This window comes from Kosakonia sp. SOY2 (assembly GCF_027109175.1).
Classification (GTDB): domain Bacteria; phylum Pseudomonadota; class Gammaproteobacteria; order Enterobacterales; family Enterobacteriaceae; genus Kosakonia.
Genome location: NZ_JAPVXH010000006.1, coordinates 76,706 through 98,004, shown reverse-complemented (window position 1 = coordinate 98,004; position 21,299 = coordinate 76,706). Strand labels below are relative to the sequence as shown.

At 51.3% G+C, this 21,299-nt stretch carries 11 protein-coding genes and 1 pseudogene; 7 read left to right on the top strand and 5 right to left on the bottom strand.

Annotated elements, in window-relative coordinates; all coding sequences use genetic code 11:
- Positions 1 to 79: 79 nt before the first annotated feature.
- The 3 genes from O3S68_RS22025 to chrA all read left to right on the top strand — a co-directional run bounded on the left by O3S68_RS22025 (position 80) and on the right by chrA (position 2,641).
- A complete protein-coding gene (locus O3S68_RS22025) occupies positions 80 to 526 on the top strand; it encodes a hypothetical protein (protein WP_269232516.1) in 447 nt (148 codons plus the stop codon).
- 497 nt (positions 527 to 1,023) lie between these two features.
- Complete coding sequence (locus tag O3S68_RS24335) at positions 1,024 to 1,257, top strand: chromate resistance protein ChrB domain-containing protein (RefSeq protein ID WP_442913191.1); 234 nt, start codon at positions 1,024 to 1,026, stop codon at positions 1,255 to 1,257.
- A 28-nt stretch (positions 1,258 to 1,285) separates the two neighbouring features.
- Positions 1,286 to 2,641 (top strand): chromate efflux transporter, encoded by a 1,356-nt coding sequence (gene chrA / locus O3S68_RS22020; RefSeq protein ID WP_269232515.1) that lies wholly within the window; start codon positions 1,286 to 1,288, stop codon positions 2,639 to 2,641.
- 269 nt (positions 2,642 to 2,910) lie between these two features.
- Here the strand turns inward: chrA and O3S68_RS22015 are convergent, their stop codons facing one another.
- The 3 genes from O3S68_RS22015 to O3S68_RS22005 form a co-directional block, all read right to left on the bottom strand.
- Positions 2,911 to 3,084 carry a hypothetical protein gene (locus O3S68_RS22015; RefSeq protein WP_442913187.1) on the bottom strand — a complete coding sequence of 58 codons (174 nt, stop codon included), beginning with the start codon at positions 3,082 to 3,084 and terminating at the stop codon, positions 2,911 to 2,913.
- A 39-nt stretch (positions 3,085 to 3,123) separates the two neighbouring features.
- Entirely contained in the window at positions 3,124 to 3,585 is a 462-nt protein-coding gene (locus O3S68_RS22010; protein WP_269232514.1) for a helix-turn-helix domain-containing protein, read from the bottom strand.
- Positions 3,586 to 3,885: 300 nt separating this feature from the next.
- A complete protein-coding gene (locus tag O3S68_RS22005; protein WP_269232513.1) occupies positions 3,886 to 4,227 on the bottom strand; it encodes a helix-turn-helix domain-containing protein in 342 nt (113 codons plus the stop codon).
- Between O3S68_RS22005 and O3S68_RS22000 the strand changes: the two are divergent.
- A pseudogene (locus tag O3S68_RS22000) lies at positions 4,137 to 4,401 on the top strand (integrase core domain-containing protein); the annotation flags it as partial. The gene O3S68_RS22005 and the pseudogene O3S68_RS22000 overlap by 91 nt on opposite strands.
- A gap of 319 nt (positions 4,402 to 4,720) precedes the next feature.
- The gene (locus tag O3S68_RS21995; RefSeq protein WP_269232512.1) at positions 4,721 to 4,996 is read left to right on the top strand and encodes a helix-turn-helix domain-containing protein; all 276 of its coding nucleotides are present in this window, start codon (positions 4,721 to 4,723) and stop codon (positions 4,994 to 4,996) included.
- A 206-nt stretch (positions 4,997 to 5,202) separates the two neighbouring features.
- Here the strand turns inward: O3S68_RS21995 and O3S68_RS21990 are convergent, their stop codons facing one another.
- Positions 5,203 to 7,434 (bottom strand): KAP family P-loop NTPase fold protein, encoded by a 2,232-nt coding sequence (locus O3S68_RS21990; RefSeq protein ID WP_269232511.1) that lies wholly within the window; start codon positions 7,432 to 7,434, stop codon positions 5,203 to 5,205.
- Between the two features lie 1,009 nt (positions 7,435 to 8,443).
- Positions 8,444 to 9,424 carry a RepB family plasmid replication initiator protein gene (locus O3S68_RS21985; RefSeq protein ID WP_269232554.1) on the bottom strand — a complete coding sequence of 327 codons (981 nt, stop codon included), beginning with the start codon at positions 9,422 to 9,424 and terminating at the stop codon, positions 8,444 to 8,446.
- 888 nt (positions 9,425 to 10,312) lie between these two features.
- Between O3S68_RS21985 and O3S68_RS21980 the strand changes: the two genes are divergently transcribed.
- Positions 10,313 to 11,956 (top strand): ShlB/FhaC/HecB family hemolysin secretion/activation protein, encoded by a 1,644-nt coding sequence (locus O3S68_RS21980; RefSeq protein ID WP_269232553.1) that lies wholly within the window; start codon positions 10,313 to 10,315, stop codon positions 11,954 to 11,956.
- 10 nt (positions 11,957 to 11,966) lie between these two features.
- Complete coding sequence (locus tag O3S68_RS21975) at positions 11,967 to 20,606, top strand: hemagglutinin repeat-containing protein (protein WP_269232510.1); 8,640 nt, start codon at positions 11,967 to 11,969, stop codon at positions 20,604 to 20,606.
- Positions 20,607 to 21,299: the final 693 nt, after the last annotated feature.

Below are 21,299 nucleotides of genomic sequence, written 5' to 3'. Positions count from 1 at the left end.
CTGGTCGTTGTTTTAATGATATCTTTATTACCTGTAAAATTATTAAAATCCTACAATAGTTTATCTGGTTGACTATTTAATGAAAAAATATCAAATCTCTGTAGTTGTGAGCAGTATCTTACTGTTGGGTACAAGCATCTTCGCTCATGCAGGCATTTTCAGTAACCCTATAGATTTATCTAAGCCTTTTTTTTGCAAAGATATTTCGCCATCACCTCTGCGAATTACCGAAAAAGGATTAATCATGGGAGGGGTGCTTTATCCCTTATACAACCCTAACGCAGCCTCCACACCAGCGCTCACCAATACCATCTTCCGAAGCCGGGATAATCTGGAAGAAATAGATATTGTTCAATACACAGGTAATGGTAAAGTGGATGTTAGCTACATGAAATTTCGCAGCAACCCTGACCAGTTCACGGATGATATTTCAATCGAAAATAATAAGATTTTTGAGCGGGGAAGTTTTAAAGCATCAAATCCCGGCTCAACATATTATTCAAATAATCAAGGGTGCGAACAGTAAAAGCCTGTTCAAACAGCTGACGTAAAAAAGGCCGTATGTGCGGCCTTGAATAGCGGGTGGATTAGATAGTAAGGGTTTAGCCAGTATTAACTACTTCATCTGCCGGGGAACCGACTTATTTAACGTACTGGCTTTGCTTATTTCATTTTCCGATACGTTGCTATCCGCCGGTATCCTTGCTCACTTCGCTGAGGCCGTCTGGTATCCCTTATCTACGTTATATGTTGCATCTGGTTTTAGTGACCTGCCGCGAGCTGATCGATGACTTACTCAGTAAGATCGCCTCTTTGTTCTGTTGTTCCGGGCAAGCTACTGCCAACCACTGAATATCCTTCCGCTAGCTGCCTGCAACACCATTAAGGGCAGAAATCTCCCCGCGCTAACCCGTTTCCTCCGGATTCATCCTTCGTTTTACCGGTGCAGTAGCCATATTTTATATGGCTGGATGATATTGCCTCCTGCCCTCCTGCGGCAGCCTGTTTCGACTTTAACGGGTAATCTACTGCCAGGCAGGCATCAGGGGCACTTTCGAAGAATTGTTGAAGAGATTTGAGCTGGAAAATAATGGGCTGGCACTGTCAGGGTTGCTGGTACATTACCTGGATACGACTGAAAGAGCCCGGCCGCCAGAAACTACTGGCTTCAAAAGATTCCTGGCAGGGCTCATGGGGAACATTACGGACGATGAGAAGGTGCCGGCAACAGCATCCGCACTGTTTGAAGGCCTGTGAATGACTTATCAAAGGGGATCTAAACATCATGAGTAAAGGCGCATCGCCTGCTGTTGCCACTCCGGAGAGTGCACTTCCACTGGTCAGTTTCCGGGAAGCGTTTTTATTCTGGCTGAAGCTGGGGTTTATCAGTTTTGGCGGCCCGGCAGGACAAATATCAATAATGCATCAGGAACTGGTGGAAAACCGGCGCTGGATCTCAGAGCAACGCTTTCTGCATGCGCTGAATTATTGCATGGTCTTACCCGGACCTGAAGCGCAGCAACTGGCAACGTATATCGGCTGGCTAATGCACCGTACCCGGGGCGGGATCGTGGCTGGCGCATTATTTGTTCTGCCTTCACTGCTGGTGTTAATCGCCCTTTCCTGGATTTATATTGCCTGGGGCCATCTCCCGATAGTCACGGGATTATTCTACGGTATCAAACCCGCAATCACTGCCATTGTCGCTCAGGCTGCACATCGTATCGGCTCCAGAGCGTTACGCAACAATATGCAATGGGCAATCGCCGCTGCCGCGTTTGTAGCGATCTTCGCATTGAATGTTCCATTCCCGATTATTGTTTTATCAGCCGCATTCATTGGTTTTATCGGAGGACGCTTATCTCCTGAGAGATTCGGAGGCGGTGCCGCCCATGCCGGAAACGACAAATCGTATGGTCCGGCCGTGATTGATGATGATACTCCGGCACCTGATCACGCTGTTTTCAGTTGGTCACGATTATTGTGGATCGTCATTGTCGGCGCGTCGCTATGGGCAATTCCGATGGGTACGCTTTACTTCGTTCTGGGCTGGACTCACCCCATTACACAGATGAGCTGGTTTTTTACCAAAGCGGCGTTGCTCACTTTTGGCGGGGCGTACGCAGTACTACCCTATATTTATCAGGGGGCAGTCGTTAACTATCAGTGGCTAACGCCGCCTCAAATGATTGATGGTCTGGCGCTGGGAGAAACCACACCCGGTCCTCTAATTATGGTTGTTGCTTTCGTTGGCTTTGTCGGCGGTTATGTAAATGCTGCGTTTGGGCCGGATCATCTTTTTCTGGGCGGCGCCCTTGCTGCGATAATGGTGACCTGGTTTACCTTCCTGCCATCATTCCTGTTTATTTTTGCCGGTGGTCCTTTTATTGAAACCACGCACAACGATATCACATTCACCGCCCCGCTCACGGCGATAACCGCCGCGGTGGTCGGTGTCATCCTCAATCTGGCACTGTTTTTCGGTTATCACGTACTCTGGCCGGAAGGATTTGCCCATCGGGTTGACTGGATTGCTTTGATCATTGCGCTGTTTGCGGCAATCGCGCTGTTTCGCTTTAAAGCAAAAGTAACGTATGTCATTGCCGGTTGCGCGATCGCAGGGTTACTTTTTCATCTGTAACTAATTTAATAATACGAGTGCCAGTAAAGTTTTTACATGCGATTGCCGGCATCCCTCCTTCACTGCTGCCTGCGACAAGGGAGGTGGTCGATTTCATCCAACATGAGTTGGGAAAATGAAATGCCGGTCGATGAAGATAAATGCAGATCAAAACATTTATAAATGCGGGTTACCGCATATAGGGGTTGCGCGACGCAGCCTTAAAAAGGCCGGTTCTCACTATCTTTAAAACCGACGATAACGAAGTAAAACTATTTGCTTTTTAATGATTACAGGACAAGTTCTTTCGCATAGTCTAACAGAGCACGTTTATGTTCTTCTGTCGCAGAAACATACAATATGGTTAACTCCGCAAGGCCATCATCTTCTGCATAGAAATATGCCAGTGGCATCCTCAGCGCCTCTGCCAGCTTTTGCACAATTTCTGTTCCCGGTCCGTGCACACCTTTTTCATATCTGTTGATATGCTTACTAATGGTTCATTAGTAAAACCCGAGCTCCTGGCTTCGGTCAGTCAACTCCTGCATGGCTTGCAAACTTTCATTTTCTCGCTGTTCTTTATAGTGCATGAGATCAGCAAAAAGCACGCGGCGATGACAACCTGTTTTATGAAAAGGCAACTGACCCTCTTCCAAAAGTTTCACCATATGAGGACGCGAAACGTTAAGAATATTAGCCGCTTCCTGGGTCGTTAATTCAGCATGCACGGGCACAACCTGCACAGCATTACCTGCTGCCAGTTCGCCCAGGATACTTATCAGAATAGTCAGTGCCGAAGTAGGCAACTCGATCTGATGCGCAGTCTCATTTGCATCCTGAATTGATATTTTCTGTGTTTCCAGTTTGGCAGACAGATATGTAGCAAGCTGCCGATGTCCACGTATTGCTGCCTCTTGTTCCTGTGAAGCCGGTAAGCTCAAACTGTTCAGAGGAGTGCTTTTCATTGCAGTATTCCAGCAGTTTTGTCTGTTTCATTAGTCTAAGGTTCATTACGTAGAAATAATAATCGAAATAAACGAAATGCAGAATTTTGGTACAGAAAAAGGCTAATTAATCTTCCTTGCCTGCCATGATGCCGTGGGGATTGCCCGAAGGGGAAAAGACTGCTTAGACGTTCCTAAAAACGCGAAGTGGTGACGCTGAGCGCCACGGATCGGGATAAAAAATATAGAATTCTCACCACACATCTACCGCCGATACTTTAGGATGCACCGACTTTTAAATTCATTTCACTTTCTTAATTATCACCGGGATATTTTTTTCGCATATTCCAGCAGAGCATACCTATGCTCTTCTGTAGCAGAGGCATACAATAAGGTTAACTCCGCAAGGCCATCATCTTCTGCATAGAAATATGCCAGTGGCATCCTCAGCGCCTCTGCCAACTTTTGCACAATTTCTGTGCTTGGTTCGTGCACACCTTTTTCATATCTGTTGATGCGTGTACTGGCGACAAATTCATCGATGCCCGCAGCAATACAGAGACTCTTCTTGAAGAGTGCTGGAGACGAACGTGGTAAATCGCGATTATCCGCTAGAGTTGCGAATGGATAACTGTCCGAAGCGCGTCTGCCTGGTGCTGGCACAACAAGCTGAGGAGCATGGGGATACTGGAATTTATAAGGCTAGGAATGCCGACACAGAATGCCTTTATAGAATTTTTAAACGGACATATCGTATTGTTATCTGTTTCGAACGCTGAACGAAGTACGGGAATCATAAAGCGCTGGCTGACTGAATACAACAGTGAACAGACCCATTAATCCCTGAATAATCTGACATCAGAAGAATACCATTTGATGGCTGAAAAACCAAATAATTCCAAAAGGGTGTGAAACTAAAACGAGTGTACTTACAATATTCTTGAACCTAAGACAATATTATTCAGTCACCACAAAAACACCAAATATAACAACCATAAAACGATAATGAGAAATTACAACGCCAACCTTTCCATTTTCTATAAATACGGCGTTATCATTATTTAAGCGTACTGAATACTACGTAAAACGTAGTTGAATAAATAAGTTCTTTACTGAAAATAGAAAGGGAAAATTTATGGTTCATTAAGGAAACGATATGACAGAAAAGGACTGGCATCCCGCCGACATTATCGCCGCACTGCATAAACGTGGCACCAGCCTGGCGAAGCTTTCACGCGAAGCGGGTCTCGCCTCCTCGACACTGGCGAATGCTCTGACTCGCCCCTGGCCAAAAGGCGAGTGGCTGATTGCCAGGGCGCTGGACGTTCCTCCAGCCACAATCTGGCCTGCACGCTACCTCACTGCCGGAGATAAACGTAAGCCACGAAAACCTCTGGTTGGTTTCGTAACCATCCCTGCGGCAAAAAAATAGACGCATGACTCACCAGTGATGGGCACTGTGGCAAATGAAGGCCCTGTGCCCGATTTCTGTGGCACCGAACATCATGAATCTTCTCGATGAACAACCGGACAGAACGGTAAGTCGACAGGGTAAAGAGCGATACGTACGGCTACCCAGCCAGAAAGTCATGAGCACTACAGGGGTAAGGGCATAGATTTATCTGGCAACAATTAAACTTACTCTGCTAGATCATTCCGTAATTCCCTGACGGTTTCAGACCATTCAGGCTGCTGTGCCAGTCGATCAAGACGAGAGTGAATGTCTTCCTCCGACATCGCCGCAAGCTCTGCGAAATATTCCAGCCTCAGTTCCAGATAAGTACCTTGATGGGAAGAATGCACAGTAGACCGAAAACGCAAAAGAAGATTGAGAAAACCATCATCATTCTGACAAACCGCCTGTACCCAATGTGCAACACTATTCGATAAATCAATTTCCTCCCAGGCACTTATATAACGCAGCAGATTGTCGAATATAAAAAGGTTATCAGTGACAGCCCTGTCCCGCATGCGCACAGCAAAAGACTCACGAAGCATGAGTAGCTCGTCGTCGGTCAGTAAACGCTCGGCTTCAGGGGCAGGATAGTACCCGTTCAAGCCATTTTTAACGAGAAGGGTGCGCATAAATTGCGCCGCCCAGAACCAGGCACTTCCCCGGGTAAACAACGCATTTAACAGGCAGATCGTCCGCTTACGTTTCAGGGAAAGCATTCTGCGCAGCAGATCGTGTGCGACTTGCTCTATTCCTAATGTCTGCCACGAAAACCATGCATTGCGGTCAGAAAACAACAGGCGAACACCATCGTTGTAATTGAAGAAAAACCGCAGCAACCCGGCACACTCGTCGAAACTTCTGCCAGCTATAACGCGTCCGGTCAGTTGACTCAGAATATGTTCAAACCAGGTACGGGAAGTGATGCCGTTACTGTTTATCCTGCTCAGAAGTTCACTGGCAAGTTTATCAGCGCTGTCAGGTCCCGCTGCTAACGCAAATAACCCATCGAAGTATTCAGGCAATAATATGTTCTGTGGAGCAGAAAACGCAAAATAGTACCGCCAGTAACTGATGCTCGCCAGTCGTCTGGACGCTGTTGCACTGGTTTCACGTTCTTCACTCTCTTCAACAAAAATGCCCGGGTCATCATCCTGTTGCGGACGTATACCCGGGATCCATTCGTTCAGCGTAAAGGCAGTTCCTGCCTTATCAGTGCCGTACATCTGCAGGCAATGCCAGAGTTTTTCTGCTAATTCGAACGTGTCACTCTCAGATACCGTTCCATCACCCGAAACAACAACGGCTCTCTCTGTCAGATACAGCTCTATCCAGTCATAAAGTGGAGCATTAGTGACGCGCAGGAGTTGCAGCAGACATAAATCCGGAAAATAGACATAGTCACACACACCCGGATAGCGAAAACTCAGCGCATCAAGTGCAAGTCTGACTTCGCGGGGAGTATTTAATTGCTTACCGTAGTTATCAGCCGCATTTTCGATTGCGGCAATAATACTGGCATCAGGTTCTTCGCCATTGACCTCGCAAAAAAGAGCACAGGCTCCGGAGGTAAATTCCCGACGAAGGTCGAAGGATTCCGGTTTTGGCAGACCAAACGTTAGCTGCAGGATCTTCTGAAGATACGTCGCTCCATCACTCACCTGCATACCCGTAGTGACGGCAGACGCCAGAACATCCCGGTCGTAACATAAGATATAGCGAAACCGTGGAAAATCAGCCACGGATTTCACCAACCGCACAACCTCCACGGCCTGCTCCGGCTCTAGCCGATCGAGATCATCAATCAGCACAATAAAGCTGAGATCCAGTTTTTCCAGCCTGGTCGCTATATCCGAACGTAGCTCTGCCGCGGTTTTTTTCTTTTCTTTAAGACTGATTTTACTGAGAGCCCGAAATAAAGAACCGGTATTGGGTACGCCAGGGATAAGGGCAGCAGCATCGGAAATGGATGCAAGGTGCCGCGAGGTCGTCTGCAAATACTGCAGGATTATGAAGGCTGATTTTTTCCTCTTGCGCAGCCACAACCATAACCAGCGCCACCAGGGGGCCTGTTTCATCTCTTCTGTATCAACGATACCAGCCACCGGAAGCAATAATGAACTGACAGGGCTAACACTGTCCCCGTTGAGCCAGGGGGATATCTTAAGAATAAAAGTACGGGGTTCTGGCTTGCTGCGCAGTTCCGTTTCCAGCAACGTCAGAAGGCTGCTTTTGCCGCTCCCCCATGGTCCCTCGATACCAATGACGGCACTCCCCTTGCGGCCTAACCTTTCGATAGCCAGTCGCAGGTGGTGAGCGACATGCACAAACCCATAACGATCCTGATCTGGACGCGTAATGGCGCTACCCAACCGGTGATTTGCTTCCGGGGATACGGCATCCCTTGTTGTCATCATTGAAAACTCCATTTAAGCGGAATCTGGCAGCAGTGAGGCCAGAAACGGAATCGACATTTCCCCGGATAACCTCGTTCTGTATATCTTCTATTATCATGAAAAAGATAATCAGCGACAACGAGATAAGGCCACTGGCGTCGTAATGTCCACACAGCATGCCGCCAGTTGAGTGACCCCGTCACAAAATCAGCAAGCTTACGTTTGCCAGCAATGAAAGGGGTTTGCTTCGAAAGATTGTGGAGTCAGATAGTATTGCGCCGGTATCGTACCCCGTTTGGTCGCAGGCGTATGGATACGGTAGCTTCCTCACCCCGGGTTCAGTAAAGAAAGATCCTCATCCGTACGCATCCCCTCCCCTTTCTCCTGAGAAGATCGTCACAGCAAGTCGCGGTTACTTTGCCAAAAGCAGCTCTGTTCTTAATGCTGACCAGTGAGCAATATAGCCTAAAGTTGGACAGTTCATTCCGGCATGCATGCAGACGCCTCGCCTGTATCAGAATGATTACTCACGTATTTCCTGCATTTATCCGTCAATGAGAAGTATAAGCTGTAGTGAGCAAATGCTTACTGCAGCTTATATCATAAGCTATAGCGAGTGAGGATAGCTTCCGGTTGCGAAACATAAGCTATAGCCAGTACATAAACTATGGCGAGTAATTCACTTGCTATAGCTTATATGACTCTCGCTCATTCCGTTTATTTAAAATAAAAGATGCTTTATAAACTGGCATCAATTGTAAGCAAGTGCTTACAAACATAAAGAGATAAGCTATAGCGAGCAGATTCATTTGTGGCATGTTGATACATAAGCTGTAGTGAGGATCATCGCGTAATGATGCGGGAAACATAAACTATAGCGAGTAAATAGTAGTGATAAGGTACTGTCCGGAGAACATGGTTAGCGAAAGTGCTCGCCAGGGAATATGTATAAGCTGTAGTGAGCACTGAACCTGTCAGTACTCACTGGCGGTGATAATTGAACGGGAGGTACTCGCTATAGCTTATTGGGCTACTTATTACGGAAGAGTTTTTCCAGGTCGTCCATGGTGATGCCAAGCTTTTCAAGGAGCTGGAGTTTTTCGCTGAGCTCGGGATCAGGCGTATTTGTCGGGCTGCCAGGCAGCTTAGGATTCTCTTCGCTGGCGTCTTTGGGGGCTTTCAGCTTGGGTCGGCGGTAATGTACGTTAAACAGTACGCTACGGCCGCGTTGCATCTCGGTGTAATCAAGGTAACCAATCTCTTTGAGCTGCTCCATAGCGCGGCGAACGGTCTGGTTTTGCGAGAACACCGGTGATTTCAGGCTCAGTCTTGCTCTTAAGCGTGCCAGCGATATGGGTGCCGGATCCTTTGGCAGACTCTCGATAAAGGTATAGAGCGCCTGAGCCGATTCGCGGCGCTTCAGCGCATTGATCGCTTTAAGCTGAAGAAGGACTTTTTTATCGAATTCATAGAGTTCGAATAAACGCGGATCCGCCTGCAGAACCACAATATCCCGCTCGGTGTCATAGAATGCGGACTGTACCAGATGCGTTATATACTCTTTGGTGTGCTTTTCAGTCGTGCGGGAGAATGATATTACTGTACCTGCAATACGCTTCAGGGAGGGGCTGATACGCTCCCTGAGCTTGCGTGAGGACTGACTGGATGGGATGCCGCAGAGTTTGGCGAATTCAACGAAGGATAGCTGAACCTTATCGCCAATCACTTTATGTTTGGCAAAGGAGTGGATAATGCCGACCCAGGTTTTAAAGTCATTATCCATATCCAGCCTGGGACCTGTGATCTCGACTTTATCAAAACCCTCCGCTTTGGCCAGTGACAAACGTGTCAGCTCTTCGGTCGCATCCGTTTTTGATAATGTATTTTTTTTGCTATTTTTCAGAGACTTGAGCGTTGGAACGAAAACACCAAGTCGCATTAGTGCAACTGGCTGGACCGTATTATTAGCATTTGGAGTGAGAGTAATAAGTTCACCAGTAGACTTATCCACTTCTTCAAACAGCGTTTTGAGATCTTTGTTTTCGTTTTCCAAGACGAGCTCCGGATCTGTGGATCGTTGAGCGACGAAATCATCCTGATGTTTAAAAACACATCGTAGCTCAATGAAAAATCGCGTGGTTTTTACGCACAAGTTATACAGCCATTTACGGCTGCGATCTGACTATAGCTTATATTGTTTACTGGCTACAGCATAGAGTTATCTCCTTGTAGTTTATATGATGCTTGTCACAGCTTATCTTTATCTCTCTATAGCTTATGACAACCCCCTCTCAGGCCAGAGCTGGCACGGCTCTCAGCGATCGGGGATCTATTTGGATCTAAATAGGGATCTACTTAGGATCATTACTTGTTTGGATCTGTCCGGTGGATAAGTGGATAACAGCTTTTAATTTGAGGATTTTGCTTAAACGCTCTCCTGCGATTAATCCGACGTATATTACTTTCCAGATTCTGGAGTCAGGATGAGACATTTTGTCATCATGCTTCGTAATAACCATTGATGTTCCAGGGCTTTCGGTTTCCGTGCAAGCGGTGCTCCAGTCCGTTTGAAACAAACCCAAAGTTATGTAGGTACGTTCTTGATGCGCCTTCATAAGCCGAGAGTTGCACCACAGTGACTTATATTCCAGGGCAGATTCCATGATAAGCACCTTACCAATATTAAGGTGTCTCAATAGAGCGGGCATATCGATTTCGCTTATTCTTACGGATAAGTCAGATTAGTATTTGAAATAACATTTTTATAATATCGGTTCTCTTTGATAGAATTATCTTAATATCTAAAAGTAACTGTGTGACGACCTTAAATCAAATTTTCAGGGATAAAAAATTAAAAGGAATTTTTGTGCGTGTTATCAACTCTACTGTCTGTGGCAGCCTGGTTTTATTTTCAATTTTTCATTACGGATATACTGCCCCTGTTGCTGATGAACAGCTTATCCGGCAACAGGAAAGCCAGCGTGCGCGTGAAGCGCAGCTGGCGCCGCCGGTGCCTGACGTCAGGCTTTCACCACAGACCACGCCTTCAGAAGCTATTGATTTTCCCGAAGAATCTCCCTGTTTTCTTATTCAACAGGTTGAATTACAGCAGCGCGATAAATTACCTTCATGGCTGCCACTGCAAAAACTGGCCAGTCTCGGCGCAGGACATTGTCTGGGTGCAAAAGGCATTAATAAACTGATGAGCCTAATACAAAATCGCCTGATTGACAGCGGTTACGTCACGACGCGCGTTCTTGCCCCCCAGCAAAGCCTTATTTCGGGTAAGTTAATACTTTTTATTTTGCCGGGCACAATCCAGCACGTGAAATTTACCCCTCAAAGCGGGAAATATGTTTCGCTGTTAAATAGTTTCCCTGCAAAACCAGGTGAATTGCTTGATTTACGCAATATCGAGCAAGGGCTGGAAAATTTCCAGCGTGTACCCACCGTTCAGGCCAGTATGGAAATTATTCCCGGAGAACAGCCAGGCGAAAGCGATATATTGCTGGACTGGAAACAGTCACGAATGTGGCGTCTTGGTCTGTCACTGGACGATTCAGGAAGCCGCAGTACCGGCCGCTATCAGGGAGGCGTCACGCTCTACGTTGATAACCCGTTAAGCCTGAGCGATACGCTCTATCTTAACGCCGGACGAGCGCTGCAGCCCCATAATGAGAAAGGTACGCATAACTATACCGGACAGTATGCCGTGCCTTTTGGCTACTGGATGGCGAGCCTGACTGCCAGCAGCAATGATTACTATCAGACTATCGCCGGGCTGAACGGGGATTACCGTTATCGGGGTGAAAGCAGTAACCTCGCCTTCCAGCTCAGCCGTGTACTGCATCGCAGCGGCAGTCAGAAGACCAGCTTTACCTACGAAATCCTTACGCGAGAGTCGAAAAATTTTATTGACGATACCCGGATAGACGCGCAGCGCCGGAAGACTGCCGCCTGGAAGTTGGGGCTTCAACACCGCCATTATATCTACACGGCGACACTCGATGCAGGTATCAGCTACCAGCGTGGTACCCGCTGGTTTGGCGCGATCCCGGCCACCGAGGAATATTTTGGCGAAGCGACGGCTCTGAGTAAAATTCTGCAGATGAATGCCCAGCTTGAACTGCCCTTTGCGCTCGGCGGGCAAAGCTTCCGCTACAACGTGCAGTACATGCGGCAAATGACCAGCACACCTTTAACGCCGCAAGAGCAGTTTTCCATCGGTAGCCGCTGGACGGTAAGGGGCTTTGACGGCGAGCGCACGCTGAGCGCGGATAACGGCTGGACCGTCCGCAATGAGTTTGGCTGGTATACGCCGCTGCCACACCAGCAGCTCTATCTCGGGATGGATTACGGCGAAGTCAGTGGTCGCAGCAGCCCTTATCTTGTCGGTCGCCACCTGGCTGGTGGTGTGGCCGGACTGCGGGGTCTGCTGTTTGGGGTCAGCTATGACGCCTTCGCCGGGATCCCGCTGTCAAAACCCCAGGGCTTTACCCCTGATCCTGTAACGTTCGGTTTCAACCTGAACTGGCAATACTGAGGACTCAAGGATGAACAGGAATCTTTATCGTATCGTCTTTAACAAAGCGCGCGGAATGATGATGGTCGTGCCGGATATTGCCGCGTCAGGTCGTGCAGCCGCCTCCCCGTCCGGGGGAGTGGGACACACTCAGCGCCGCTGCCTGAGTCGGCTGACGCCTGTCAGCTTCAGCCTTTTAGTGGCGATGGGGTGTGTCAGTACGCCGGCCTGGGCGGGGATCGTGGCGGACGGCAGCGCACCCGGTCAGCAGCAGCCGACTATCATAAACAGCGCTAACGGTACGCCGCAAATCAATATCCAGACGCCGAGTGCGGCCGGGGTTTCACAGAATAAGTACACCCAGTTCGATATCGATAAAAAAGGGGCGATTTTAAACAACTCACACCAGATGACCCAGACCCAACTGGGTGGGATGGTTGCGGCAAACCCGTGGCTGGCAAAGGGCGAGGCGAAAGTCATTCTGAACGAAGTGAACTCGCGCGATCCCAGCCAGCTCAACGGCATGCTCGAGGTGGCCGGCCGGCAGGCGCAAATAGTCATCGCCAACCCGGCGGGGATCACCTGTAACGGTTGCGGATTTATCAACGCCAGTCGCACGACATTAACCACGGGGCAGGTGCAACTGTCGAACGGTCAGATAACCGGTTACGACGTCAACCGGGGAACCATTACCGTACAGGGACTCGGGATGGACAGCTCGCGACAGGACACGACCGAACTGATCGCCCGGGCGGTAAAAGTTAATGCCAGTATCCAGGCGAGAGAGCTTGAGGTCACTGCAGGACGTAATAACGTCAGCGCCACCAACCATACGGCCACAGCGAAATCTGATGATGGCAGTCTGCGACCGCAGTTTGCTGTGGATGTGGCGCAGCTTGGCGGCATGTACGCCAATAAGATCCAGCTGAGAGGAACGGAGGCTGGCGTCGGCGTCCATAACGCCGGAACGCTTGGCGCCTCGGCCGGAGATGTAGTGGTCAATGCCGATGGTTCAGTCACCAACAGCGGCCAGATCCAGGCGAGCAATAACATACAGATCACCTCCCGCAATGACATTTCCAGCAGCGGCGTGCTCGCCGCGGGAATGAAAGCGGACGGCAGCGTCAGCCCGGCAGGTGACCTGGCGATGCAGGGTCAGGGGAAGCTGACCGTGAGCGGGCAGAACAGCGTGGCAGGCAAACTGACGGCAAAGGGCTCGGGCATTGATTTCAGTGCGAGCCAGAACCGTGCGGGCTCAGTTGAGCTTGCCGCAACTCAGGGTGATGTCCTGACCACAAAGGCGAATGTCACGGCACAGCAGATTACGGTCAGCACCAGCGGAATGCTGAACAACGATGGTGGCACTCTGAGCGCGGATAAACTCAGCCTGACCGCCCGACAGGTTTCCAACCGGCAGGGTGCGCTGCAGCAAACCGGCGAAACTGAGCTGACGCTTGCGCATGCCGACGGTATTGATAACCGTGACGGTAACATTGTCGCTAACAGTAAAAAACTGACACTGAGCGGAGCGAAGCTCGATAACCAGCAGGGGCGCATTCAGGCGAACGCAGTCGAAATTAATACTGCGAAACAGAGCGTGAATAACCAGCAGGGGGTGATTGCCGCCAGCAAGAGTATGACGCTGCAAAGCGGCGGACTGAACAATGACGGAGGGTTGGTTCAGGCTGGCACTGATATCGTGGCAGACCTGCATGGCGGTGTGCTCAGCAACCGTAACAGCGGGAAAAACGGCATTTTCAGTAACGGTTCGCTGACGATGAGCGGTGGCGTGGTGGATAACCGGCAGGGGGTTATCGCCAGCTCCGGAGCGTTACAGCTCAGCAGCGATCAACTGAATAACGATGCGGGCTCGCTCCAGTCTGGCTCAACGCTGGACGTCAATGTGAACATCGGCAGCCTGACAAACCGCAACGGAGGCAATCTGTCGGGGAAAGGCGCGCTGAATATCAAAGGTGATGCGCTGGATAACAGCGGTGGCGTGATTGCCAGCGCCCGGAGCCTCAGTCTGAAGGGCAGCCGGTTAAACAATGACGGCGGCCTGCTGCAGGCGGGCAGCAGTCTCTCCGTGGATGTCGCGGATGGCACATTCACCAACCGCAATAGCGGAAAAAACGGTGGGGTACTGAGCCTGGGCGCACTGACCGTGAACAGCGGCGCGCTGGATAACAGCAGCGGATTTATAGCGTCCGGCGGAGAGGCCAGCCTCGCCACGCTGGCGCTGGATAACACCTCCGGCACACTGGCAAGCGATGGCATGCTTTCGCTCATCAGTGATGATATCAGCAACCAGCATGGTCTGATCCAGTCAGGCCAGTCGCTTTCGCTGGATTTACGCGGCGGCAAGCTGGTTAACACACAAGGTGAGCTGACGTCAGGCAGAGCTCTTACCCTGTCCAGCGGCGTGTTGCTCAATGATGCCGGCCGAATCATCGCCATGGAAAATGCTCAACTGGATACCCGGGGTAATCCGCTAAACAACCAGGGGGGCATCATTGCCGCCGGGGGGGAAGCGAACCTCACCGCCAGCACGCTTAACAACACTAACGGACAGGTTCAGGCTGCCGGGAACCTGCAGATCACGGCAAAAAATGAACTGGAAAACAGCAGCGGACTTATTCGCAGCGGCAAAACCGCGACGCTTGACGCCACCAGTATAGCCAATGGTGGCACGAATAAAGAACAGCTCGGTATTGAAGGCCAGGCCGTCACGCTCAATACCGTCTCGCTCAACAACACCGATGGCGCGGTCCGAAGTCGTGACGCCTTAACGCTCAACGCGGGCAGCGCCCTTGACAACACCCGCGGGCTGCTTTCCTCAGGCAGCCAGTTAACCGTCAGTGGTGGTCAGGGTCTGGCGCTGACCAACAGGTCAGGGACGCTCATCGCCGGGAAGATGCTTAGCCTGAACGCCGGCTCAGCCACCGGTGACGGCAAACTTCTTTCGCAGGATGCGATGGCACTGAATCTGCAAAAAGCGCTGCTTAACGTCGGCCAGATTATTGCCAACGGCAACGTCACTTTCTCTTTTGCCGAAGGGCTGATTAACGAAGGTCTTGTGAAAGCAGGCGGCATTTTGACGGCGAGCCTCCCTGCCCTGCTCAACCGGGTAAACGGCGAAATCAGCGCCGGGGAGACACACCTGCTCGTGGGCGGAACGCTGACAAACTGGGGACTGCTAGATGGCGGTTTAACCCATGTCAGCGCCGACACGCTGAACAACTATGGCTCCGGGCGAATTTATGGTGACCACGTTGCCCTGCAGGCAGGGACGCTGAATAACGAAGCGAAGAACGGTACGGCGCCGGTCATTGCCGCCCGTCAGCGCCTGGATGTAGGCGCCGGGACGCTCAATAACGTGGCTCATGCCCTGATTTACAGCGCGGGCGATATGGCTATCGGCGGTAACCTCAACGATCAGTGGCTGGCTCAGGGACAGGCGCTGAGGTTAAATAACCACAGCGCGACGCTGGAGTCCTCCGGCAATATGACCCTCAGCACTGGTGAGATTAACAACCTCAACGACGACCTGAAAACGCAGGTGGTGGTGACGGAAAAATCCACGCACCACGAAGCGGCGCTACAGGGTTCTCCGACGCATTACGACTGGAGTGATGTCGACACCAGCAAAAAAAATAAATACGGCGTACATAAAGCCACGATGCCTGACGGCTCAAGCGGCGAAAAATTTTATGAGTACAACTATCAGCGCACTGTAAAAGAAACCAGGGTGGTGAAAACCGACCCGGGCAAAATTATTGCGGGTGGCAATATGACCATCAACAGCAACCAGTTAAACAACCACGACAGTATGGTTGTGGCCGGTGGACTGTTAAATGCAGCGGTAGTCAGCCTGAATAATGTGGCCACGCCGGGCGAGCGCGTGATTACTGACGCAGGTAAACAGACGCGCTGGTATGCCAAGAAGAAGAAAAAGAAACTGGGCGGGACCAAAACCAGCCAGGGTAAGGACACCAGCAATTACAAACCGGCTGCGGTTATACAGAAGATCGACCTGAAGCAGATGGCCTGGCAGAGCAACGCGCTGGTCAGCGGGAGCAGCACGGCGATCGCCAGCCGTGATACCGGCGGCGTCACCACCCACATCATCGATCCCGGCAAGCTGAATACAGCGCTGGCGCAGCGTCCGGTAACGGCGCCTCCGGGGCAAATCGTCGAGATTGCCAGCGGCCCGCACAGCGTGATCCGCATCACTCCGCCAGACCTTCGCCTGCCCGATAACAGCCTTTACCAGCTGCGTCCGGCGAACAATGTTCCCTTCCTGATTGAAACTGACCCGCGCTTCACCAGTCAGAAGCAGTGGCTGAGCAGCGACTATATGCAAAGCCAGTTTGCCCTGGATGGCGGGAATATTCTCAAACGTCTGGGTGACGGTTTCTATGAGCAGAATCTGATCCGCGAGCAGATTACAGACCTGACCGGCAATCGCTTCCTGAAAGGGTTTGATAACGATGAGAACCAGTATCGCTCGCTGATGGATGCGGGCGTGGCGTTCGGCAAACAGTACCACCTGATCCCGGGTGTGGCGCTGACGCCCCAGCAAATGGCACTCCTGACCAGCGACATGGTGTGGCTGGTGAAACAGGACGTGACATTGCCTGACGGTTCGGTGCAAAGCGTACTGGTGCCTCAGGTTTATGCCCGCGTTCGCGCCGGCGATCTTGATGGCAGCGGCGCGCTGATGTCCGGCAGCAATATTGCGCTGAACGTGAAAGACGATCTCACCAACAGCGGACACATCAGTGGACGTGATGTTACGCAGATCACTGCCGAAAACATCACCAACAGCGGCTATCTTGGCGGCAACCGTGTCAGCCTTCAGGCACGTACCGATCTCAGTAACATTGGCGGTACGCTGCAGGCCGGCGACAGGCTGATTGCCGTGGCTGGCCATGACCTCAACAGCATTACCACCATGCGGGGCGACGGCATCAACAACTGGATAGACCGCCCTGCCGGGATCTTTGTACAGAATGAAGGGGGAGAACTGGGGCTGCAGGCGCTGAATAATATCAACCTGACCGGCAGCCAGGTTAGTAACAGCGGTGAAAACAGTAAAACCCAGTTGATTGCCGGAAATGACCTGAACCTGAATACGGTGACCTCCACCCATACGGAGTCCGGCGACTGGGGTGGTGGCAATGACCGGCACGTGATCCAGACAACGGACACTGGCAGCCAGATCAATGGCAACGGAAGCGTAGTGTTGAGCGCCGGGCATGACGTGAATGCCCGCGCAGCAGGCGTGACGGCGGCAGACAAACTCACGATGGTGGCAGGCAATGATATCAGTATCGCCAGCGGCGAATCCTCTTATCAGGTGACCGAGAACAGCAGGCAAAGCTCCGGCGGCTGGCTGTCGAAGAAATCGGTCACCACCCATGATGACGTGAAAGTCACGGACGCGCTGGGCAGTACGCTGGACGGTGACAGCATCACCCTGCAGGCCGGACACAACCTGACGGTGAAAGGCAGCAACGTGGCGGCAACTCATGACGTTAACCTGACCGCCGGAAACGATCTGACCCTGACCACGGCGGAAAACACCCGTCAGGAAAATCACCAGTACCAGGAAAAAACCTCCGGTCTTTCCGGTACTGGCGGAATTGGTGTGAGCTACGGCAAGAGTGAGCAGAAAACCACAGACGACGGCAAATCACGGAGCAGCACCGGCAGCATGGCGGGCAGCACAGACGGTAACGTGAACCTGAGCGCCGGTAACGCCCTGACGGTGAAAGGCTCGGACGTTCTGGCTAAACAGGATCTGCTGCTGACCGGGAAAGAGATCAGCATTCTCGCGGCGGAAAACCAGAGTACGCAAACCCACATCACAGAACAAAAAACAAGCGGCCTTACCCTCGCCCTTTCCGGCACAGTAGGTAGCGCGGTGAACCAGGCGGTGAGCCAGGCGAACTCTGCCAGAAAAGAGAGCAACGGCCGCCTCGCTGCCCTGCAGGGTGTGCAGTCAGCACTGAGTGGTGTGGAAGCCTATCAGGGGAACCAGCTTAATAACGCCGAAGGCGGTTCACCGGGCAGTGTGGTGGGAGTGAACCTCTCCTGGGGCAGCCAGTCGTCGAAATCCACCCAGACCCAGACCTCGAACCAGAGCCAGGGCAGCCGGCTTACAGCCGGGAATAACCTGACGATGAAGGCCACCGAAGGCGATATTGACGTGCAGGGCAGCGAGCTACAGGCAGGCAAAGATATGCTGCTGAATGCGAAACGCGATGTGCTGCTGGAGTCCGCTCTGAACAACCAGAAGCTGGACGGTAAAAACGAAAGCCACGGCAGCTCCTATGGCGTGGGGATCAACTTCGGCAGCGGGGCGAACGGGATTTCAGTCAATGCCAGCGTTAACAAAGGCAAAGGCAGTGAGAAAGGTAACGGCACTTCACATACCGAGACGACGCTGAACGCGGGTAATGCTCTCAGCATCGTCAGCGGGCGGGACACGACCCTGACCGGGGCGCAGGCAAGCGGCAACAGTGTGAAAATGGATGTGGGCCGGAACCTGACGCTGACCAGCGAGCAGGACACGGACGATTACGACTCGAAACAGACCAGCATGAGCGCCGGAGGCAGCGCGAGCATGGGCGGCGGCTCGCTGTCCCTGAGCATGTCCCGCGATAAAATGCACAGCACGTACGCGTCGGTGCAGGAACAGACGGGAATTTTCGCCGGGAAAGGCGGAGCAGATATCTCGGTTGGCGAACATACGCAACTGAACGGGGCGGTAATCGGCTCGACGGCAACGGCTGACCGGAACCGGCTGGATACCGGAACGCTGGGCTTTAAGGACATTGAGAACAGCGCGGAATACAAGGTAGAGCACCAGAGCGTGGGGATAAGCTCGGGCGGTAGCGTAGGGAGCCAGTTCCTGGGTAACGTGGCGAGCGGGCTGCTGATGGGCGCAAACGGCTCCGGTAGCGCCAACTCCACGACGAAATCAGCAATCAGCGAAGGAACCATCATCATTCGCGACAGGGAGAGGCAGCAGCAGGATGTGGCCAGCCTGAGCCGTGACGCAGAGCATGCAAACCAGACGCTGAGTCCTATCTTTGACAAAGAGAAAGAGCAGAACCGACTTCGCGAGGCGCAACTGATCGGGGAGATCGGGGTTCAGGCAGGAAATATAGCGGCGACACAGGGGAAAATTGAAGCCACCCGTGCGGCGAACGAGAAGATGAAAAATGTCTCGCCGGATCAGCTCAGGGCCGCGAAGGAAGCGCTGATCAAAGCCCATCCGGACAAAGAGCCTACTGACAAAGAGATTGCCGGTCAGGTTTACCAGTCATTTTATGACCAGGCATTTGCTGACTCCGGCTTTGGCACGGGGGGTAAGGTCCAGCGGGCGATTCAGGCGGCCACGGCAGCGGTACAGGGTCTGGCGGGTGGAGATCTGGCTAAAGCGGTGGCGGGAGGATCTGCGCCTTATATAGCGAATGTCATCGGACACAGCGGCCTGGACGATGGCGGGAAAATACTTGCTCACGCGGCGGTGAATGCGGCACTGGCGGCGGCGCAGGGAAACAATGCCCTGGTGGGTGCATCGGGTGCCGCAACGGCAGAACTTGTCGGCATGGTAGCGGTGAATGCTTACGGTAAACCCGTCCGTGAACTGAATGAAACCGAGAAACAGACGGTAAGTGCGCTGGCCACGCTCGCCGCAGGGCTTGCAGGCGGCCTGGCCGGAGGCAGCACAGCGGAAGGGTTCGCGGCAGCACAGACCGGCAAAACGACGGTTGAAAATAATTACCTTAGTGCTGAACAAACGACATCGTGGCTTGAAAAATATCGATTAGCCTCGACAGATGAAGAACGGAAAAAACTGGTAGATGCGGCAAGTAAAGCTGATGCGGCCCAGCAACAGAAGGCACAGTCTACACAGATTAGTAAGGATTATCTGGTGAAACAGCAGGACGCGCTGATTAAACTCATGCAGTCCCCTGGCTGTGATGCTGATTGCCAAAAACTGGCGCAGTACAGCATAAACCAACTTACACCAGTAATTGATAACTATGACCAGTTGCAGAGATCGAACAACATTCCCAAAGCAGCAATCGCAACGATTTCACTCGCTATGCCTGCGTTAGGCAAGGCTGTTGCACCCTCTGTAGCTGAATGGGCGGGTAGCTCAACTCTGGTTAATAGAGGCATAGTTGCGGGAACTAATGGTGTCGGGAACCTTTTAGCCCAAGGGGTCAAAATGTATGTTGATCCTAACGAAAAATTTAGCCTGAATAGTTTTTACGCTGCCGTAATTGCAGGAGGCACAACAGCTAATATGGGCTTTTATGGCACTACGACGGTAAATACAGCCGCTGCGGGCATTTCCAGCGCATTAGATGGCCAGTCTCCCTGGGTTCCTATGGCCGCAGGAATGGCTGGTTCAATGGTCGGTTATGGAGTTGGCGGGAGGGTGCAAAAACACTTCGAGTATGTATATAACCCTTGGTCTAATGGCTTTAAAGAAACGTATAGCTTAAAGATGCCATCACTTTCTACTGGAGCGAATACAATATCTGTGCTCCCAGCCACTATTGGCGCGGGTGCAGGTTCCACGGCTTCAGAAGGAACAAGCTGGTTTATTAGCAAACAGGGTGAGAAAATTCTTAAAGGAGAGGGAAAGTGAAAATAATAGTTTATTTCGTAATTCTTTTAGTAGCTCTCTCCTCCGTAATGAGTGCTCTTTTTCTGGCATTGAAGCTAGCCGTTGTGTTGATTTTTTATTTTAAAACGGATGTGTTTTCTTTTGATGTTAGCGATATCAGGGATGTTGTTCTCCTTGGATGTGTTATAGGGGTATGGCTGAGTCTGGTAACAGTTCTTATTCTGTACCTTCAGCACAGGAAAAATAAACGCGATTTTTTTTGATACAGAGAATTATTGGCCATGGAATGTAATTTCGGTTACCACTTAAATTAAATCTTGTGTCACAGAGGATTACGAATCGTGAGCACCTGCAGCTATCAATGAGGCTTGTGATGGTGAGGTGCCATTATCGTGCATAGTTGATGTAACACACATGGAGACAATAATGGTTCCATGGGCTTTCTGCCTTATCCCTGGTCAGTCAGGGGGCTGTTATTGCCGATGTAGTTGGTTATGATTGACCACTTATGCTGATCCTGAAGCGGTTTTGGCAGTGCTTCAGGTTATGGTATAGCAACTTAAATTATCACCCTTAATTGGCAGCATTTTTTTATCCTGAATCCCTTCAATTAGAGACAGGATATGTTTTTGGAACGCTGTCGTAATCGGCATTCCAAAAACTACCCCGTTAGTGAGATAGCCCCGTCCCCCTAGATCCAGCCTTACAAACGCG

Bases quoted from the DNA above. Each gene is read 5' to 3' on its own strand.
- O3S68_RS21995 (WP_269232512.1), top strand. From the start codon at position 4,721: ATGACAGAAAAGGACTGGCATCCCGCCGACATTATCGCCGCACTGCAT.
- O3S68_RS22025 (WP_269232516.1), top strand. From the start codon at position 80: ATGAAAAAATATCAAATCTCTGTAGTTGTGAGCAGTATCTTACTGTTG.
- chrA (WP_269232515.1), top strand. From the start codon at position 1,286: ATGAGTAAAGGCGCATCGCCTGCTGTTGCCACTCCGGAGAGTGCACTT.
- O3S68_RS22010 (WP_269232514.1), bottom strand. From the start codon at position 3,585: ATGAAAAGCACTCCTCTGAACAGTTTGAGCTTACCGGCTTCACAGGAA.
- O3S68_RS21975 (WP_269232510.1), top strand. From the start codon at position 11,967: ATGAACAGGAATCTTTATCGTATCGTCTTTAACAAAGCGCGCGGAATG.
- O3S68_RS21990 (WP_269232511.1), bottom strand. From the start codon at position 7,434: ATGATGACAACAAGGGATGCCGTATCCCCGGAAGCAAATCACCGGTTG.